Source organism: Streptomyces sp. NPDC048659 (assembly GCF_040650575.1).
In the GTDB taxonomy this organism is placed as follows: Bacteria; Actinomycetota; Actinomycetes; order Streptomycetales; family Streptomycetaceae; genus Streptomyces.
The window spans coordinates 124128-138034 of the sequence record NZ_JBEZHM010000017.1 but is presented as its reverse complement, the minus strand read 5'-3'; the positions used below and the strand labels follow the sequence as shown (position 1 = coordinate 138034).

20 protein-coding genes and 1 tRNA gene are annotated in these 13907 nt (G+C 72.5%); 13 read left to right on the top strand and 8 right to left on the bottom strand.

The window, feature by feature from the left end:
• Positions 1-307: 307 nt before the first annotated feature.
• The 3 genes from AB0C99_RS16270 to AB0C99_RS16260 all read left to right on the top strand — a co-directional run bounded on the left by AB0C99_RS16270 (position 308) and on the right by AB0C99_RS16260 (position 2278).
• Positions 308-958, top strand: coding sequence for an HNH endonuclease family protein (locus tag AB0C99_RS16270; protein ID WP_362475309.1), 651 nt, complete (start codon positions 308-310; stop codon positions 956-958).
• A 153-nt stretch (positions 959-1111) separates the two neighbouring features.
• Entirely contained in the window at positions 1112-1564 is a 453-nt protein-coding gene (locus tag AB0C99_RS16265; protein WP_362475307.1) for a DoxX family protein, read from the top strand.
• A 69-nt stretch (positions 1565-1633) separates the two neighbouring features.
• Positions 1634-2278 (top strand): VTT domain-containing protein, encoded by a 645-nt coding sequence (locus tag AB0C99_RS16260; protein WP_362475321.1) that lies wholly within the window; start codon positions 1634-1636, stop codon positions 2276-2278.
• Positions 2279-2315: 37 nt separating this feature from the next.
• On the opposite strand, the gene AB0C99_RS16255 is transcribed toward AB0C99_RS16260, so the two are convergent.
• Positions 2316-2576 (bottom strand): DUF2277 domain-containing protein, encoded by a 261-nt coding sequence (locus tag AB0C99_RS16255; RefSeq protein WP_362475305.1) that lies wholly within the window; start codon positions 2574-2576, stop codon positions 2316-2318.
• Positions 2577-2640: 64 nt separating this feature from the next.
• Complete coding sequence (locus tag AB0C99_RS16250) at positions 2641-2856, bottom strand: hypothetical protein (RefSeq protein ID WP_362475319.1); 216 nt, start codon at positions 2854-2856, stop codon at positions 2641-2643.
• Positions 2857-3090: 234 nt separating this feature from the next.
• Between AB0C99_RS16250 and AB0C99_RS16245 the strand changes: the two genes are divergently transcribed.
• On the top strand, positions 3091-3855 hold the full coding sequence (locus AB0C99_RS16245; RefSeq protein ID WP_362475303.1) for a GntR family transcriptional regulator: 765 nt from the start codon (positions 3091-3093) through the stop codon (positions 3853-3855).
• 208 nt (positions 3856-4063) lie between these two features.
• Positions 4064-4513 carry a lamin tail domain-containing protein gene (locus AB0C99_RS16240; protein ID WP_362475301.1) on the top strand — a complete coding sequence of 150 codons (450 nt, stop codon included), beginning with the start codon at positions 4064-4066 and terminating at the stop codon, positions 4511-4513.
• Here AB0C99_RS16240 and AB0C99_RS16235 read toward each other — a convergent pair.
• On the bottom strand, positions 4503-5138 hold the full coding sequence (locus AB0C99_RS16235) for a DUF4231 domain-containing protein (RefSeq protein WP_362475299.1): 636 nt from the start codon (positions 5136-5138) through the stop codon (positions 4503-4505). The two genes, AB0C99_RS16240 and AB0C99_RS16235, sit on opposite strands and share 11 nt — an antisense overlap.
• A 43-nt stretch (positions 5139-5181) precedes the next feature.
• On the bottom strand, positions 5182-6075 hold the full coding sequence (sigJ, locus tag AB0C99_RS16230; RefSeq protein WP_362475297.1) for an RNA polymerase sigma factor SigJ: 894 nt from the start codon (positions 6073-6075) through the stop codon (positions 5182-5184).
• A gap of 118 nt (positions 6076-6193) precedes the next feature.
• On the opposite strand from sigJ, the gene AB0C99_RS16225 reads away from it, so the two are divergent.
• Positions 6194-6586 (top strand): hypothetical protein, encoded by a 393-nt coding sequence (locus AB0C99_RS16225; RefSeq protein ID WP_362475295.1) that lies wholly within the window; start codon positions 6194-6196, stop codon positions 6584-6586.
• On the opposite strand, the gene AB0C99_RS16220 is transcribed toward AB0C99_RS16225, so the two are convergent.
• Positions 6580-7152: a DinB family protein gene (locus tag AB0C99_RS16220; RefSeq protein ID WP_362475293.1), complete on the bottom strand. Its 573-nt coding sequence runs from the start codon at positions 7150-7152 to the stop codon at positions 6580-6582. The genes AB0C99_RS16225 and AB0C99_RS16220 overlap by 7 nt on opposite strands.
• 229 nt (positions 7153-7381) lie before the next feature.
• Here AB0C99_RS16220 and AB0C99_RS16215 point away from each other — a divergent pair, with 229 nt between their 5' ends.
• Together AB0C99_RS16215 and AB0C99_RS16210 are read left to right on the top strand one after the other, a co-directional pair.
• Positions 7382-8110, top strand: coding sequence for a S1 RNA-binding domain-containing protein (locus AB0C99_RS16215; RefSeq protein WP_362475291.1), 729 nt, complete (start codon positions 7382-7384; stop codon positions 8108-8110).
• Entirely contained in the window at positions 8059-8574 is a 516-nt protein-coding gene (locus tag AB0C99_RS16210; protein ID WP_362475289.1) for an SMI1/KNR4 family protein, read from the top strand. Before AB0C99_RS16215 ends, AB0C99_RS16210 begins: the two co-directional genes overlap by 52 nt.
• A 24-nt stretch (positions 8575-8598) precedes the next feature.
• Here the strand turns inward: AB0C99_RS16210 and AB0C99_RS16205 are convergent, their stop codons facing one another.
• A complete protein-coding gene (locus AB0C99_RS16205) occupies positions 8599-8916 on the bottom strand; it encodes a hypothetical protein (protein WP_362475287.1) in 318 nt (105 codons plus the stop codon).
• Between the two features lie 706 nt (positions 8917-9622).
• On the opposite strand from AB0C99_RS16205, the gene AB0C99_RS16200 reads away from it, so the two are divergent.
• Both AB0C99_RS16200 and AB0C99_RS16195 read left to right on the top strand, forming a co-directional pair.
• Positions 9623-9814 (top strand): hypothetical protein, encoded by a 192-nt coding sequence (locus tag AB0C99_RS16200; RefSeq protein WP_362475286.1) that lies wholly within the window; start codon positions 9623-9625, stop codon positions 9812-9814.
• Positions 9815-9893: 79 nt separating this feature from the next.
• On the top strand, positions 9894-10430 hold the full coding sequence (locus tag AB0C99_RS16195) for an NUDIX hydrolase (protein WP_362475284.1): 537 nt from the start codon (positions 9894-9896) through the stop codon (positions 10428-10430).
• Here AB0C99_RS16195 and AB0C99_RS16190 read toward each other — a convergent pair.
• Positions 10393-11781, bottom strand: coding sequence for a helix-turn-helix transcriptional regulator (locus tag AB0C99_RS16190; protein WP_362475282.1), 1389 nt, complete (start codon positions 11779-11781; stop codon positions 10393-10395). The two genes, AB0C99_RS16195 and AB0C99_RS16190, sit on opposite strands and share 38 nt — an antisense overlap.
• A 225-nt stretch (positions 11782-12006) precedes the next feature.
• Between AB0C99_RS16190 and AB0C99_RS16185 the strand changes: the two genes are divergently transcribed.
• The 3 genes from AB0C99_RS16185 (at position 12007) to AB0C99_RS16175 (ending at position 13400) form a co-directional block, all read left to right on the top strand.
• Entirely contained in the window at positions 12007-12471 is a 465-nt protein-coding gene (locus AB0C99_RS16185; RefSeq protein WP_362475280.1) for a hypothetical protein, read from the top strand.
• 143 nt (positions 12472-12614) lie between these two features.
• Positions 12615-13163: a hypothetical protein gene (locus AB0C99_RS16180; protein ID WP_362475278.1), complete on the top strand. Its 549-nt coding sequence runs from the start codon at positions 12615-12617 to the stop codon at positions 13161-13163.
• Positions 13164-13193: 30 nt separating this feature from the next.
• Positions 13194-13400 (top strand): hypothetical protein, encoded by a 207-nt coding sequence (locus tag AB0C99_RS16175; RefSeq protein ID WP_362475276.1) that lies wholly within the window; start codon positions 13194-13196, stop codon positions 13398-13400.
• A 260-nt stretch (positions 13401-13660) separates the two neighbouring features.
• Here AB0C99_RS16175 and AB0C99_RS16170 read toward each other — a convergent pair.
• A tRNA-Val gene (locus AB0C99_RS16170) sits at positions 13661-13735 on the bottom strand.
• Positions 13736-13907 lie beyond the last annotated feature (172 nt).

The following is a 13907-nucleotide window of genomic DNA, read 5'->3' as shown; positions in this document are numbered from 1 at the left end:
AGTACGAGGGCGTGCGCCCGGCACGCCGAGAGCACGCACCTGACGCCGCGAGGCCGCCCTCCGGGCGACGACGCGAGTGTGACGACAGGACCTAGGACCCCGCAGGGGAACTGCCGCCCCGTCACACCCCGCCACCTCTCACGTCCCACCCCTTGATGTGACGTGCCCATGTCGCCACCCTGTTACCTGGCGCTCCCCCCACGGAAACCCGGCGCGGTCACGATGACCGGGCCGGCCGGCGCCCGTCCGCACCCACCCGCGCGGGGGCCGGTCACGGCCACGGTCCCCCCACCCCAAGGGAGTTCGCATGTCCGCCGCCAGCGTCTACGCGCGTCGCATAGCCGTCCTCGCCGCCTCCGCCGCCCTGAGCGTCACCGGCCTCCTCGCCACCGCCCCGGCCGCCCAGGCCGCCCCGCCCACCCCGGTCAGCGCCGCCACCGCCCGCACCTACCTGGCCTCCCTGACCGTCACGGCGGCCGGCTCCACCACCGGCTACAGCCGCGACCTGTTCCCGCACTGGATCACCCAGTCCGGCACCTGCAACACCCGCGAGACCGTCCTCAAGCGGGACGGCGTGAACGTCGTGACGGACGCGAGCTGTGCCGCGACCGCCGGAAGCTGGTACTCCGAATACGACGGCGCCACCTGGACCGCCGCCTCGGACCTGGACATCGACCACGTCGTCCCGCTCGCCGAGGCATGGCGCTCGGGCGCCAACTCCTGGACGACGGCCCAGCGCCAGTCCTTCGCCAACGACCTGACGCGCCCCCAGCTCATCGCGGTCACGGACAACGTCAACCAGTCCAAGGGCGACAAGGACCCGGCCCAGTGGATGCCCCCGCTCACCTCGTACCGCTGCACGTACGCCCGGATGTGGGTGCACGTGAAGTACGCGTGGAACCTGAGCGTCGACCCGGCGGAGAAGAGCGCGCTCCAGTCGGTCCTGAACGGCTGCTGACCACCCGCGTCGGCGGCTGCCCACGACGGCTTCCGGCAGCAGCCGCCGACGACGGCCGCCGACGCGAAAGGCCGAATGTTGAAGTTGCAAGTACTAGTGAGGGGTGCCTAACCTAAAGGCTCCGGTTTCTCGTCCCCCACAGGAGCCCCCCACATGAACAACACCCTTGCCGGCCGCCTGAATCAGGCGCAGCCGTACGCCCTCGGCCTGTTCCGCGTCGTCACCGGCCTGCTCTTCGCCTGCCACGGCGCCGCCACGCTCTTCGGAGTGCTCGGCGGCACCGAGGCGCAGACAGGCTCATGGCCGGGCTGGTACGCGGCCGTCATCCAGCTCGTCGGCGGCGGCCTGGTGCTGCTGGGCCTCGGCACCCGCAGCGCCGCCTTCATAGCCTCCGGCTCGATGGCGTACGCGTACTTCGACGTCCACCAGTCCCAGGGCCTGTTCCCGCTCCAGAACGCGGGCGAGAGCGCGGCCCTGTTCTGCTGGGCCTTCCTGCTCCTCGTCTTCACCGGGCCGGGCGCGCTGGCCCTCGACCGGCTCTTCGGCGCGCGCGGCGGAGCCGCCGTGCGGGCCCGCGAGGAGGAGCGCCCGCCCGTCGCGGCGTGACGGCACGGCACAACACGGCCCCGGCCGGTCCCGTGGCGGAGCCCGCCACGTAGGCTCGGCGCCGTGAACGTGCTCGACAGCGCGGGCTGGTCGCTGCAGGCGCTGACCACGGGCCCGTGGATCTACGCGGCGGTGATGACGTCCATCCTGCTCGACGTCCTGCTGCCCGTGCTGCCGAGCGGCATCCTGGTGGTCACCGCGGCGACGGCCTCGTCCGCCGCCGCCGTGGCCGCCGCCCCGGGCGCGGCGGGCGGCTACGCCCCCGCCCTGCTCCCGCTGCTGCTCTGCGCGGCCACCGCCTCCGTGCTCGGCGACCTCCTCGCGTACCGGCTGGCCCGGGGCGGCGGGACCAGGCTGGCGCGGGCCGTCGCCCGCTCCCGGCGCCTGGCCACCGCGCAGGAACGTCTCGGCGAGACGCTGGCGCGCGGCGGCGGGCTGCTCGTCGTCCTGGCCCGCTTCGCCCCGGCGGGCCGCTCCGTGGTCTCGCTCGGCGCGGGCGCGACCGGCCGCCGGCTCCAGGACTTCCTGCCCTGGTCGGCCCTGGCGGCGGCGGCCTGGGCCACGTACAGCGTCGGGCTCGGCTGGCTGAGCGGGCGCTGGCTGGGCGCGACCTGGCTCGGCGCCTGCGTACCGGTCCTGGCCCTGTTCCTGGCGGGCGGGGTGGCGGCGTACGTCATACGGCGCCCCGCCACGGCCCCGGCGACGGCGGGCTGACCCGGGCGCCGACCCGGGCCCTACCCGTCCCCGGGCCCTACCCGTCCCCGGGCGCGGGCGCGTGGTCGTGGGCGTGGGCGTGCGCATGGGCGCCCCGCACCTCCAGCCCCGCCAGGAGGCGCGCGGTGGCCTCGGCGATCTCGTCCACGGCCCGGTCGAACACCTCGCGGTTGTGCGCGGCGGGCGCCCGGAAGCCGGACACCTTGCGTACGAACTGGAGGGCGGCGGCGCGGATGTCGTCCTCGGTGGCCTCTTCGGGGAGGGCCGGCGGTCGGAGGGTCTTGATGCTGCGGCACATGCCTCCAGTGTGACGCGCCCCACTGACAACGCCCCCGGAAGCCCGCCCCGGCCCCCGGCCGCCCTCAGCCGCCGAGCCCGCGTCTGCTGCGCGCGTTGATCTCGGCGGCACGGGCCCGCAGCTCCCGCATGGGCGTCGCGAGCTGCACGTCGGCCGGTTCGGCCTCCCACGCGCAGCCGCCGTTGACGGGCCGGATGAGGAAGCGGCCGGAGACGCTGTCGACGTAGAAGCCGACCCGCCCGGTGGCGGTATCACGGACGAGGTCACCGACCTCGGGCATGGGCTGCACGCATTGCCTCCGTCCCGTGGGCAGAGAGCCGCCGGGAACCGGCGGGGTTTCCGACAGAGATCAGATAGATACACCCAGAGAAGCCCTGAGACCCCCCTCTGTCAACGCATCTCTAGAGATGTCCCCCGAAGGATGGATCGGCGGCGCGGGACGGCGCACAGGTGTACACCACCTCGGAGAACCGGGCCGTAGGGTGTCCCGCAGACGGAAGGGAGTGGTCCACCCATGACTGACCAGGACAGCGGTCGTCGGCCCAAGTACCAGCGCATCGCCGACGAGTTGAGAACCGCGATCCAGTCGGGTGACTTCGCGCCGGGCGACCGCCTCCCCGGCGAGAACGATCTGATGTCCACCTACGACGTGGCCCGGATGACCGCCCGCCAGGCCCTGTCCGTCCTGCGCAACGAGGGCCTCGCGGAGGCGCGCAAGGGCGCCGGGGTGTTCGTCCGCAGGTTCCGGCCGCTGCGCCGCCGGGGCATCCCGCGGCTCGCGCACACCCACTGGGGCGCCGGCCGCTCGGTCTGGTCGGCGGACATCGCGGACCGGTCCCTCCTGGTAGACCAGATCGAGGTGCGGGCCGCCGCCCCGGCGGGCGCGCGGGTGGCGAGGGTGCTGGACCTGGCCTCGGCGGACGCCGCCGTGTGCATGCGCAGCCGGCGCTTCGTACTGGACGAGAAGCCGGTGCTGTTCTCCGTCTCGTACCTCCCGGCGGCCCTCGCGGAGGGCACCGCGATCGCGCAGCCGGACACCGGCCCCGGCGGCACCTACGCCCGGCTGGCCGAACTGGGCCACCGGCCGGTCCACTTCCGCGAGGAGATCCGCTCCCGGATGCCGACGGCCGAGGAGGCGGAGCGGCTGGCGCTGGAGTTCGGCACGCCGGTGATCCTGATCTGCCGGACGGCGTTCACGGAGGAGGGGGTTCCGGTGGAGCTGAACGAGATGACGCTGGACTCGGCGTCGTACGTCCTGGAGTACGACTTCGACGCGTGAGGCGGGAGGCCGACGGAGGGGGCGCCGGAGGGGGCGCCGGAGGAGGCCGGGCCCCGGGAGGGGCGAAATCCGGCCACCGTGCACCCCACCCCCACCATTCCATGGGGAAGTTGTGAAGGCCGTGCGTATCCTGTGTGCTCGCCGGGCGCCCGTAGGGGCGGGCCCGGCCGGTCACCACGCATCCGCCCCACCACGCCAAGGGACACCCATGCTCCGTACGCGCACCGTCGCGACCGCCGCTGCCGCCGCCGCAGCCGGCCTGCTCTTGCTGCCCTCGCCCGCCCAGGCGGCCGGCTCGGTCCACCTGTACAAGATCTACTACGACAGCCCGGGCAAGGACACCCGCAGCACGGCCAGCCTCAACGCCGAGTACGTGCAGATACGCAACACCACCGGCGCGGCGGTGAACCTGAAGGGCTGGACGCTGACGGACGCGTCGAACCACAAGTACACCTTCGGCAACTTCACCCTCGGCAAGGGCAAGACGGTCACCGTCCGCACCGGCCGCGGCACCAACACCGCGACCAACCTCTACCAGGGCCGCGGCGCGTACGTCTGGAACAACGACCGGGACACGGCGACGCTGCGCAAGTCCAACAACGCCCGCGTCGACACCTGCTCGTACAACTCGACCCGGGTCGACTCGGTCATGTGCTGACGCCGGAACCAGCAGGTCCGGCAGGCCCGGCAGGCCCACCAGACCCGGCGGACCCGGCAGGGCCCGCCGACCCGGCCGGCCCCACGGACTCCTTCGGGCTCTCCTCGCGCTGCGGGGGGAGCCCGTACTGCTGGAGCTCGCTGTTGACCTGCCCGCCGAGGGTCATGACGTTGAGCGTGGCCGAGTTCTCGCTGGCGATGGCCTTCTCGACGCGCGCGACCAGCGTCGTGAAGGAGTCCCGGTCCGAGAGCCGGTGGTAGGGCCCGACGCGCGCGGCGAAGTAGATCCGCTCGTGGCCGAGGAGCTGTTCGGTGGAGCGGTAGTTCTTCCACTGCTCCCGGTAGCGGTAGACGCTCTCCAGCGACACGGACGCGACGACGACCAGGCTGAGCACGGTCGCGGTGATCCGCGCGAAGCCGAGGTCCAGGTTGACCAGGACGGGCACCAGCGCGCCCCCGACGACCGAGACGGTCCGCATCCGCAGATGCATCGCCTTCATCTTCGTGGCCTTGCGGTCGTACCACTGCTGGTACTGCGCGAGCCGGGTCTCCAGGTAGTCCTGCGGCGTCATCGTCGTCACGCCGCTCCGCACGTCCCCGTCGGGCGCGTCCCCCACGTCATCCATGCCTGGGAGTAGACCGCCGCGCCGGAACGCGCGTCAACCCCGTTCAGCCCCCCGTCCAAGGCCGCAGCTTCTCGGGGTTGCGAACGACCCAGATCCGCCCGATACGCCCGACGGGTTTTGTCCGCCCGTCCTCGGCGAGGTCGAAGGCGGCGACGGTCACGACGGCGCCGCCGGCCTCGGCGACCAGCCCCGGGCGCCCGCCGACCGAACGCTCCCGGAGCCGCAGCCCCGGGGCCTTGCCCGCGATGAAGAGCAGGTAGTCGGCGATCCGGGCGCCGCCCTCGACGGGCCGCAGGACGGTGCCGACGAGCCCGCCGCCGTCGGCGGTCATGACGGCGGCGGGGTCGAGGAGGCCGACGAGCGCCTCGATGTCCTTGGCCTCCCACGCCTGCTTGAAGTCCCGTACGACACCGGCCTGTCCGGCGGCGGGCGGCCCGGCGGGGGCCCGGGCGCCGTCGATCCGGCGGCGGGCGGAGGACGCGAGCTGCCGGCAGGCGGCCGGGCTGCGGCCGACGATCTCGGCGACCTCGCCGAAGGGGTACGCGAAGACGTCGTGCAGCACGAAGGCGACGCGCTCGGCCGGTGTCATCGACTCCAGCACGACGAGGAAGGCCATGTGGACGGACTCGTCGAGGGTGACGAGGTCGGCGGGATCGGCGGCGCGCCCGCCGCCTTCGGCCCGGTCGGGCAGCGGTTCGGGCAGCCAGGCGCCGACGTACCGCTCGCGCCGGGCCCGGGCCGAACCGAGCAGATCGAGACAGATCCGCCCGGCGACGGTGGTGAGCCAGGCGCCGGGCACCCGGACGGCGTCGCGGCGCTCGGGGGTCATGGCGTACCAGCGGGCGTACGTCTCCTGGACGGCGTCCTCGGCCTCGGCGAGCGAACCGAGCAGCCGGTAGGCGAGATCGGTGAGCCGCCGCCGCTCGGAAAGAAGCAAGCCGACGTCTCCCCCGTACCCCCCGTACCCCTCGCCCACCGTGCGCCTCACATTCCGGTCCGCCGCGTCGTCAGACAAGCGAAAGCTACCGCGCACGGACGACACGAAGGACGCCACCATGACAACAACGGCCCCCGCCGCCACTCTGAAGACCGAAACGTTCCTGCGCGTCGCGATCGCCCTCCAGACCGCCACCCTCTTCCTCCAGGCGACGACGGCGGGCCTGCTGCTGACCACCTCGTACGGCGAGACGCTGCACGGCATAGGGGCGCGCGTGATGTACGGGGCGTCGATGCTGTACGTGCTGGCGGCGGTCCTGGCCTGGCGGCCGGGCGGCGGCGGCCCGCGCCCGATCCTGTACGCGACGGGCTTCCTGCTGCTGGCGTCGGCGCAGGTGGTGCTGGGCGTCGCGGGGGTGCCGTCGGTGCATGTCCCGCTGGGTGTCCTGATGTTCGGCCTGAGCCTGCTGGCCCTGGCCGCCCGCGTCCGGTCACCCCGGCGGCCTCACTGACCGACCCGGCCGTCGACGCACTCGCGCAGCAGGTCGGCGTGGCCGCAGTGGCGGGCGTACTCCTCGATCCGGTGCACCATGAGCTCCCGGATCGAGGTGGCGTCCGGCCCGAACCGCGCCCCGAGGTCCGGGAAGGCGGCGAGCGCGCCGTCGGTGGCGGCCTGCTCGCGGGCCAGATCGGCGTACGCGGCCTCGACGACGGCCGGTTCGGCGACGGCCCCGTGGAAGTCGGCGTCCCGCCCGCCGTAGACCCGCGGCTCGGGCTCCCCGTCGACGATCCAGTTCCGCCAGTCCCGCTCGACCTCGACGAGGTGCCGCAGCAGCCCGAGCAGCGACATCGTGGACGGCGGCACGGACCGCCGCGCGAGCTGCTCGGCGTCGAGCCCCTGACACTTCATCAGCAAGGTGAGCCGGTAGTCCCGGAGAAACCCCCGAAGGGTCTCCCGCTCCCCACCGCCCTCGCCCTCGCCCCCGCCGTCGCCCCGGTGCCGGGGATCGGCGTCGGGATCGGCCCACATGTCGGGATGAACACGGGCCTCGGTCCACCGCACAGGCATCTCACTCATGATCACATCGTGACCCCGCCCGACATCCGCCCGCCACCGGTTTCCGGGGGGGGGGCCGGCGGACCGGGACAGCTCCCCACCCGGCCGCTCGGGACCGCGTGAGAGCCTGTGCCGCATGGGGACGGTGGCGGAGGGTACGGGGCAGGACGCGCGGGGGTTTCTGGCGGGGATTCGTGTCGGCGATCTGTGCGGGGGGACCGTCGCGGAGATCACGCGGCACCGGGAAGTGGTGGTCACGCTGGACGGGTTCGCGGACCGTCCGCTGGGGCGGGTCTCCTCGTCCGACGTCTCCTGGGTCCGGGAACAGGCCGCGGCCGTGCGGACCGGACAGCGGATCAGCGCCGAGGTGATCGCCGTCGACCTGGAGGAGGAGCAGGTCCGCCTGGCGATGACGGCCACCGCTCACCCGGAGTTGTGGCGGTTCCTGACGGCGCGGCGGGAGGGGGAGGTGCTGGCCGGGGTGGTCGCGGCCGTCGAGCGTTTCGGGGTGTTCGTGGCGCTCGACGACGGGCCCCCGCACCCGGTCTTCCCCGGCGTCGGGTTCATCACCCATCCCGAACTGGCCTGGGAGCACTTCGAATCGGCCACCGACGTCGTGCGGGTCGGGCAGCGCGTCTCGTGTGTATTCCTCCAGTTCGACACCTGGAACGGTGAGGCCAGGCTGTCGCTGCGGGCGGTCCGGCCGGACCCGTTCCTGGCGTTCGCGGACGGTGTGGAGGCCGGTGGGACCTTGCGCGGGAGGGTGACCAAGGTGGTCCCGTTCGGGTTCTTCGTCCGGGTCGCCGACGGGGTGGAGGGCCTGGTGCCCGGGGACGCGGCCGGCGTCGTGCCAGGGGACGAGGTGGCGGTCGCCGTCGTGGCCGTCGAGCGCGCGGGCCGCAGGCTGACGCTCGCTACCCTGTCCGCATGCCGACCCGAGAAGACCGGCGGTTCCCCGCCGCACTCGCCGCCGCCCTGACCGTCCGGGACGGGGTGGACTTCGAGCCCTTCGAGGCGTTCCTGAGCGCCGACGACACCACGGAGTGGCTTCGCGCGTGGACCGGCGACGACACGCTCGACGGCGACCGGTTCCGGGTCTTCGGCCGGGACGGCACCGGCGGCTACGCGGCCCTCTGGCTCGTACACCCGGGCCGGGAACAGGCCGAACAGCCCGTCGTCTTCCTCGGCTCCGAGGGTGAGACCGGGGTCGTCGCCCGGGATCTCGGCGCCTTCCTGTGGCTGCTGGCCGACGGCCTCGGCCCCTGCGAGGCCGTCCCGCCGTACGGCCCGCCCGGCCCGGACGCCGGCCGCCCCGACCCCCATCTATCGGCCGTCGCCGAACACCACGCCCCCGGCCGCCGCGCCCCCGCGGCGGCGATCGTCGCCGAGGCCGCGGCGGAGTTCCCGTACTTCGAGGAGCTGATCGCGGGGCTGTGCCGCTGACGCAGCACGGTCGACCCCGGCGCCTCAGCCCGCCGGAGCGACCGACTTCACCAGGTCGTTCGCCGCGACGAGGCCCAGCCCCGGGGCGGCTTCCCGCAGGGTCTTCACGGCGCGTACGAAGTCCTGCGCGGGGTCGACCCCCGCCGCCGCCAGCGTGCGCGACACCCAACGGCGGACGTGCTCCCCGTCATCGACCGCCGCCCGACGGTCCACCACCCGCAGCGCCGCTTCGAGACCGGGCCGCTCAGCCTCCCCCGCCGCCCCCAGCTCCGCGACGAGCTCCGCGCGGACGTCTTCCAGGTCGTGCAGCACCACGATGGGCAGTGCGTCGTTGCCGAACACGCGGGTCTCCTGTCAATCGGGAGCTTCAGTGAACACGAAGGCCCCCGGTCGAGTCGACCGGGGACCTCGTCCCGCTGCGCGCTGACGGTTTCGAACCGCCGGCATCTGGGGGGGGCACCCTCCCCAGGGCGGATCGCGGGGCACTAAGGCCGCGGCAGCTCACGCGCAACCGCCGTGATCCGCCGCCGTTGTTGTCACCTCTGAATGTCGGCCCACCGCACTCGACGACTCGCTACCGCTTCTTCCGAAGCTTCTTCATCTTCGCTTCGGCTTCCTTCTTCTTTCGTTGCTCGACCCCGTACGGGGACCACGCACCCTGATGCTTGGAGCACCGAGAGGTCCCCGTGATCGCCTTGTTCCCGCAGCGGCCTCCGCTCTGGGTAGGAGCACCGCACTTCGGCTGAACCATCTCGTCCCCGGGCCGGGATGGCCTGGACAGGCATGCCTGCCCGGACGGGCACACGCTGCATCCGCTGGCCGGGAACGCGGACACCCTCGCCTGCCAGCGGCCCGCGTCCGCGCCGTTGAAGGGCCGCGCGCTCGCCGACTGATGGACGAAGCCCCGTCTTGCGCTACGGCGCGGGGGGGCTGCGTTTTGGCGAAGCGAGCCAGTCTACCGGGGCGAAACCCGGTGAGCGAGGCCGTCGAGTCGGGCGTACCTTGACCACCGCCCCGCCAAGGTGGCGGGGTAGAAGTGGAGTTTCATTTGTCCGAAATCCATGACCGTTCGGCGAAGTTGGTGAACGCGCACGTGGCGGCACAGGAGGGCCTGGCCGAGGCATCGCACGGCACCGTCGAGAAGTTTGAGGAGGCGAAGGACCGCGCCGAGGCCGCGCAGGCGGCGTACCACGCGGATCTGAAGGAGCAGGGCTTCCCCGTCCCGGGCGAGGCGAGCTAGCAGGCACGCCCCCTTCGCCTTCGGGCGGGGGGCTCCTTCGTCGTTTCTGCGGATCACGGACTGTGCGAGGGTGGCCCCCATGAGCGAGTGGACAGTGCACGGGGCACGCCCCGTCTACAGCAGCCCATGGGTCAGCCTCGACCTTGTCGACGTCGAGCCGCCCGGACACGACCGCTACGAACACCACCTGATCAAGCTGGCGCCGGTTGCCGCCGTCGTCCTGATCGACGACGCCCACCGCGTCCTGCTCATGTGGCGGCACCGGTTCGCGACCGGCTCGTGGTCGTGGGAGATCCCGAGCGGCATCGTCGAGGATGACGAGACGCCTGAGGCGGCCGCGCTCCGCGAGGTGCTGGAGGAGACCGGATACGAGGTCACACCCGAGCAGCTGACCCCGCTCGCCTACAGCGAGCCCATCGGCGGCATGTGCGACGCCGTGCACCACGTCTACCTCGCCCGAGGCGCCCGAAAGATCGCCGAGCCGGTCGACACGCATGAGGCAGACCGCATCGAGTGGGTCGCCCTCGACAAGATCCAGGACATGATCGACGCTCGGCAGATCGTCGCGGGTGTAGCCGTCACGGGTCTGCTTCAACTGCTGGCGCGCCGTCCGTAACCGATGGTGCAGCGGCGACGAGCGCACGCAGGTCTCGCGCGGGAGCCGCCGCCGCCTCGCGCACCGGGATCGCTGCGAGCATCTCACGGGCCCGTGAGATCACGATCCCGGTGAAGTGCTCGGACGGGAGGGCCAGCAGCAGGCGCTCCGTGGCCCGGCAGGCGACCGACACCTCGCCGACCGCGACCAGACTCTGCGCCTCGTCCATCGAGATCAGCGTCTGGTCGAGGTACTCCGTCGGCGAGTACAGGCCGCGCGCCCGGTGCAGGGCCGCTTGTGCACGTCGCGTGTCGCCCAACGTGGCCCACACGCTGCCGCCGTGCCACACGAGCTGCCGTTCGGTGTACCCGTATGCCGTGTCGGAGGTGTCTGCCGTACCGAGCCGCGCGAACGCCGCCTCGGCAAGCGCGAGAGCATCCTGCGCCTCGCGAGCCCGCCCCAGTCGGGCCAGGGCCCGAGCCTCCAGCGCCGGAGCCCACGCGGCGGTGGCGCACACCGACGAGCCCGCAACGAGCCGCGCTCGCTCCGCAAGTTGCAAGGCAGCCGCAGGCGCGCCGAAGTAGAAAGGGATCACCGCCTCGCGGGCGAGCAGCCACGCGCGCAGCGCCCGGTCGCCGGTTTCCTCCGCGAGGCTCTGCCCAAGGTGGTACCAGGACCGTGCCTCACGGTGCTCCCCGAGGGCCACGAGCGCTATCCCAGTGGTGCCGGCGAGTTGCGCGGCGATCCGGCACAGCCGCGCGCGAACGTCAGCTGGCTGCCGCTCTGCGAGTAAGCCCTTGACGGCCCGGAAGTCGCCGATGGATCCGGCGAGCAGCGCGGACGGCGGCAGGACCTGATACTCGTGTCCGTGCTCGGCGGCGCTGCGCTCCAGCTGGTCGAGCGTCGTCTCAGCAACGGACCCTCCGAGGAGCGCCGTCGCGCTAACCCGCAGCTCGAAGAGGGACATCGGCGCCCCCGGCGTATCCAGGCGTCCCGCCCGCGAGGGCTCACGCGGCATCGGCAGCGTCGGCGCTGGCCCATCGGGGGCGGGCGTGTAGTCGGAGCCGAACCCGAGTCGATCGGCTCGCGTGCGGTACATGCGGCACAACAGGTCGAGGTTGGCGTCGCCAGGGCGCCCCTTCCCGCGTTCCCAGCTCGACAGCTGCTGAACGGTGACTCGCGCCCCCAGTGCGGCCAGGTGCGTGCGGGCGTCCGCAAGGGTCCAGTCGTGCGCGAGGCGGTGCGCTTGCAGCAGTCCGCACGCGGTTTCGCGGTGGATCGCCGCGGCGGTTTGCCACGGTGTCCAGTCCTCGGCATGGGCCTGGGCTGTGATGGCCCGGGCTGCGCTTCGCTTGCTGTCGCTACGCGGCATGAAGACCTCCCGGAACCAAGGTAGTTGCTGGCCAGAGGGCTTCGGACGGTTTTCATCTCGGCACGATGACCCGTACGCCGGAATCACTTCACCGCCATGACGTACGGGCGTTTTCACTGTCCGGGAGCCATGGCGCCAGACCGCCGGTCGGAGTCAGAGTTCGGGTCGGCGACCGGCCCGGCAAGGAGCCGAACGCACGATTCCACCGACCCACCAGGAGCGAGCATGGACGAGGAGCCCCAGCACGACAGGCCGGCCGAGACGCTGGTCGCGGTCGACCTCGGAGCCGCGCTCGCCACGGCGGCCGACGGCATAGAGGAGCACGTCGAGGCGGAGGCCGAGAGGCACATCGCGTTCGCCGTCCGGCTGGAGCACCACTGCCCGAGCGACGCGGCCATCGCCCAGCTCACGAACGATCTCCTCACCCACTGCTCGTCCCTCGCCGACGGCATCGCGCTGATCCTCGAGGGCGAGCGACCCGAGCGCGGCACAGCTGCCGTGCGGATGTGGATCGAGCTCGTCCAGGCCGGGCCGGGGGGCGGCCCGCTCGGGAACTGGAGCTACGCCCGGCAGCTCGGCATCGCCGGGCGGGCCCTGCTCCAGGAGCTCCGTGAGCACCGGCGCACGAGCCGCCGCGCCGCCTTCGTCGGCCGTACGGAGCTGCCACCCGTCCCTCTGGAGTCGCCGTGACGGAGCTCGGGCGGCAGATCTGCTACGTCCTGATCGTCCTCTGCCTGCTCGGCCTCATCGTCATCGGCGTCACCACCTGAGCTCCCGCCCTGGGTCGGCCAGGGCGGGCCATGGGCACCATCGAGAATCCACCAGGAGGAACCATGGCCTGCACCAACGAGCCGTCGAAGCCGCCGCCGCCCTGCGCGCCGACCGGCCCCGTCGGCATCGGCACCAGCCCGCGCGCTCTGCTCAGCGACACGGCGTTCAACGGCGTGATGTACACCGTCCTCGACAACAACCCGGACTGGGACCCGTTCTACGCCGGGCGGATCGCCGAAGAGGCCCTCAAGTTCGTGGCCGCTGCTGCCCTGTTCCCGCAGGTGAAGATCTCCCCCACCGAGGAGGTCGACCAGGGCTGGCACGCCCTCATCCTGCACACCCACCTGTACGCCACCCTGTGCAGCCGCCTGGGCCGCACCGTCCACCACTACCCCGAACGACCCGAGGCCGCCCGGCACGACCCGGACACCCTCGCCCGCACCATGGCCCTCATCGAGCAGGCCGGCTACACCCCCGACACCGCGCTGTGGGCCGGCCGACGGGACATGCTCGTCGGCGTGACCCGGCACACGCCGATGCCCGGCGGCTGCGGAACGATCAACCCGGGCAAGTGCGCCAGCCACTGCAACAGCGGAGGAGGCGACAGCTAGGCTCGGCAACCCCTCTACGGACGGAGAGCCATGGACGCGCGCGAGGTCGCCGCCCTGCACGACACCATGCGGCAGCACGGAATCCCCGGAACCCTCCAGCCGGAGAACCCGGACTACCCGGCCGGCCCCTGGCAGGTCGTCGACCATGACGGCAAGGACATCACCGAGATGACCCTCGCCGCCGCGGCTGCCGCCGCGCGCAAGCGGCCCACCCGCGGGTTCGTCATCGCGCGCTAACCCCACACAGACCGCCCCAGCCGGAATCCGTTCCCCCACGGCCGGCCGGGGCTACCTCACCAGCTCGGCCAGAGGGACGCCGATCGCGTCGGCGATGAGGAGCAGGGTGTCGAGGGTGGCTCCTGTGCACAGCCCTTTTGGTACACCAAAGAGGCCCGATCCCAGGGGGATGTGGCATCGATGTGGCATCGATCGTGAGAAAGGCCCCTCAGCCTTTTGCGGCTGAGGGGCCTTTACCGCGTCTTACCTGCGGCTTTCCCTGGTGGGCGCGGACGGTTTCGAACCGCCGACATCTGCTTTGTAAGAGCAGCGCTCTACCCCTGAGCTACGCACCCGTGGAAGGAAGCAACAGCGTACATGGCGCACCGGTGGGCACCGCAAACCGATAGGAGGGGGTTCGCGGTGAACTGATCGGGCCGTGTCTTCGTCCCTAGCGGGTGGGAGAATGAACCGGACCGGGCACAGCGGACACGGCGGACACAGCACGGGAGAGGAAACGTGGCGGCG

Bases quoted from the DNA above. Each gene is read 5' to 3' on its own strand.
- AB0C99_RS16270 (WP_362475309.1), top strand. From the start codon at position 308: ATGTCCGCCGCCAGCGTCTACGCGCGTCGCATAGCCGTCCTCGCCGCC.
- AB0C99_RS16265 (WP_362475307.1), top strand. From the start codon at position 1,112: ATGAACAACACCCTTGCCGGCCGCCTGAATCAGGCGCAGCCGTACGCC.
- AB0C99_RS16255 (WP_362475305.1), bottom strand. From the start codon at position 2,576: ATGTGCCGCAGCATCAAGACCCTCCGACCGCCGGCCCTCCCCGAAGAG.
- AB0C99_RS16250 (WP_362475319.1), bottom strand. From the start codon at position 2,856: ATGCCCGAGGTCGGTGACCTCGTCCGTGATACCGCCACCGGGCGGGTC.
- AB0C99_RS16245 (WP_362475303.1), top strand. From the start codon at position 3,091: ATGACTGACCAGGACAGCGGTCGTCGGCCCAAGTACCAGCGCATCGCC.
- AB0C99_RS16240 (WP_362475301.1), top strand. From the start codon at position 4,064: ATGCTCCGTACGCGCACCGTCGCGACCGCCGCTGCCGCCGCCGCAGCC.
- AB0C99_RS16235 (WP_362475299.1), bottom strand. From the start codon at position 5,138: ATGGATGACGTGGGGGACGCGCCCGACGGGGACGTGCGGAGCGGCGTG.
- AB0C99_RS16225 (WP_362475295.1), top strand. From the start codon at position 6,194: ATGACAACAACGGCCCCCGCCGCCACTCTGAAGACCGAAACGTTCCTG.
- AB0C99_RS16220 (WP_362475293.1), bottom strand. From the start codon at position 7,152: ATGAGTGAGATGCCTGTGCGGTGGACCGAGGCCCGTGTTCATCCCGAC.
- AB0C99_RS16210 (WP_362475289.1), top strand. From the start codon at position 8,059: ATGCCGACCCGAGAAGACCGGCGGTTCCCCGCCGCACTCGCCGCCGCC.
- AB0C99_RS16195 (WP_362475284.1), top strand. From the start codon at position 9,894: ATGAGCGAGTGGACAGTGCACGGGGCACGCCCCGTCTACAGCAGCCCA.
- AB0C99_RS16190 (WP_362475282.1), bottom strand. From the start codon at position 11,781: ATGCCGCGTAGCGACAGCAAGCGAAGCGCAGCCCGGGCCATCACAGCC.
- AB0C99_RS16185 (WP_362475280.1), top strand. From the start codon at position 12,007: ATGGACGAGGAGCCCCAGCACGACAGGCCGGCCGAGACGCTGGTCGCG.
- AB0C99_RS16180 (WP_362475278.1), top strand. From the start codon at position 12,615: ATGGCCTGCACCAACGAGCCGTCGAAGCCGCCGCCGCCCTGCGCGCCG.
- AB0C99_RS16175 (WP_362475276.1), top strand. From the start codon at position 13,194: ATGGACGCGCGCGAGGTCGCCGCCCTGCACGACACCATGCGGCAGCAC.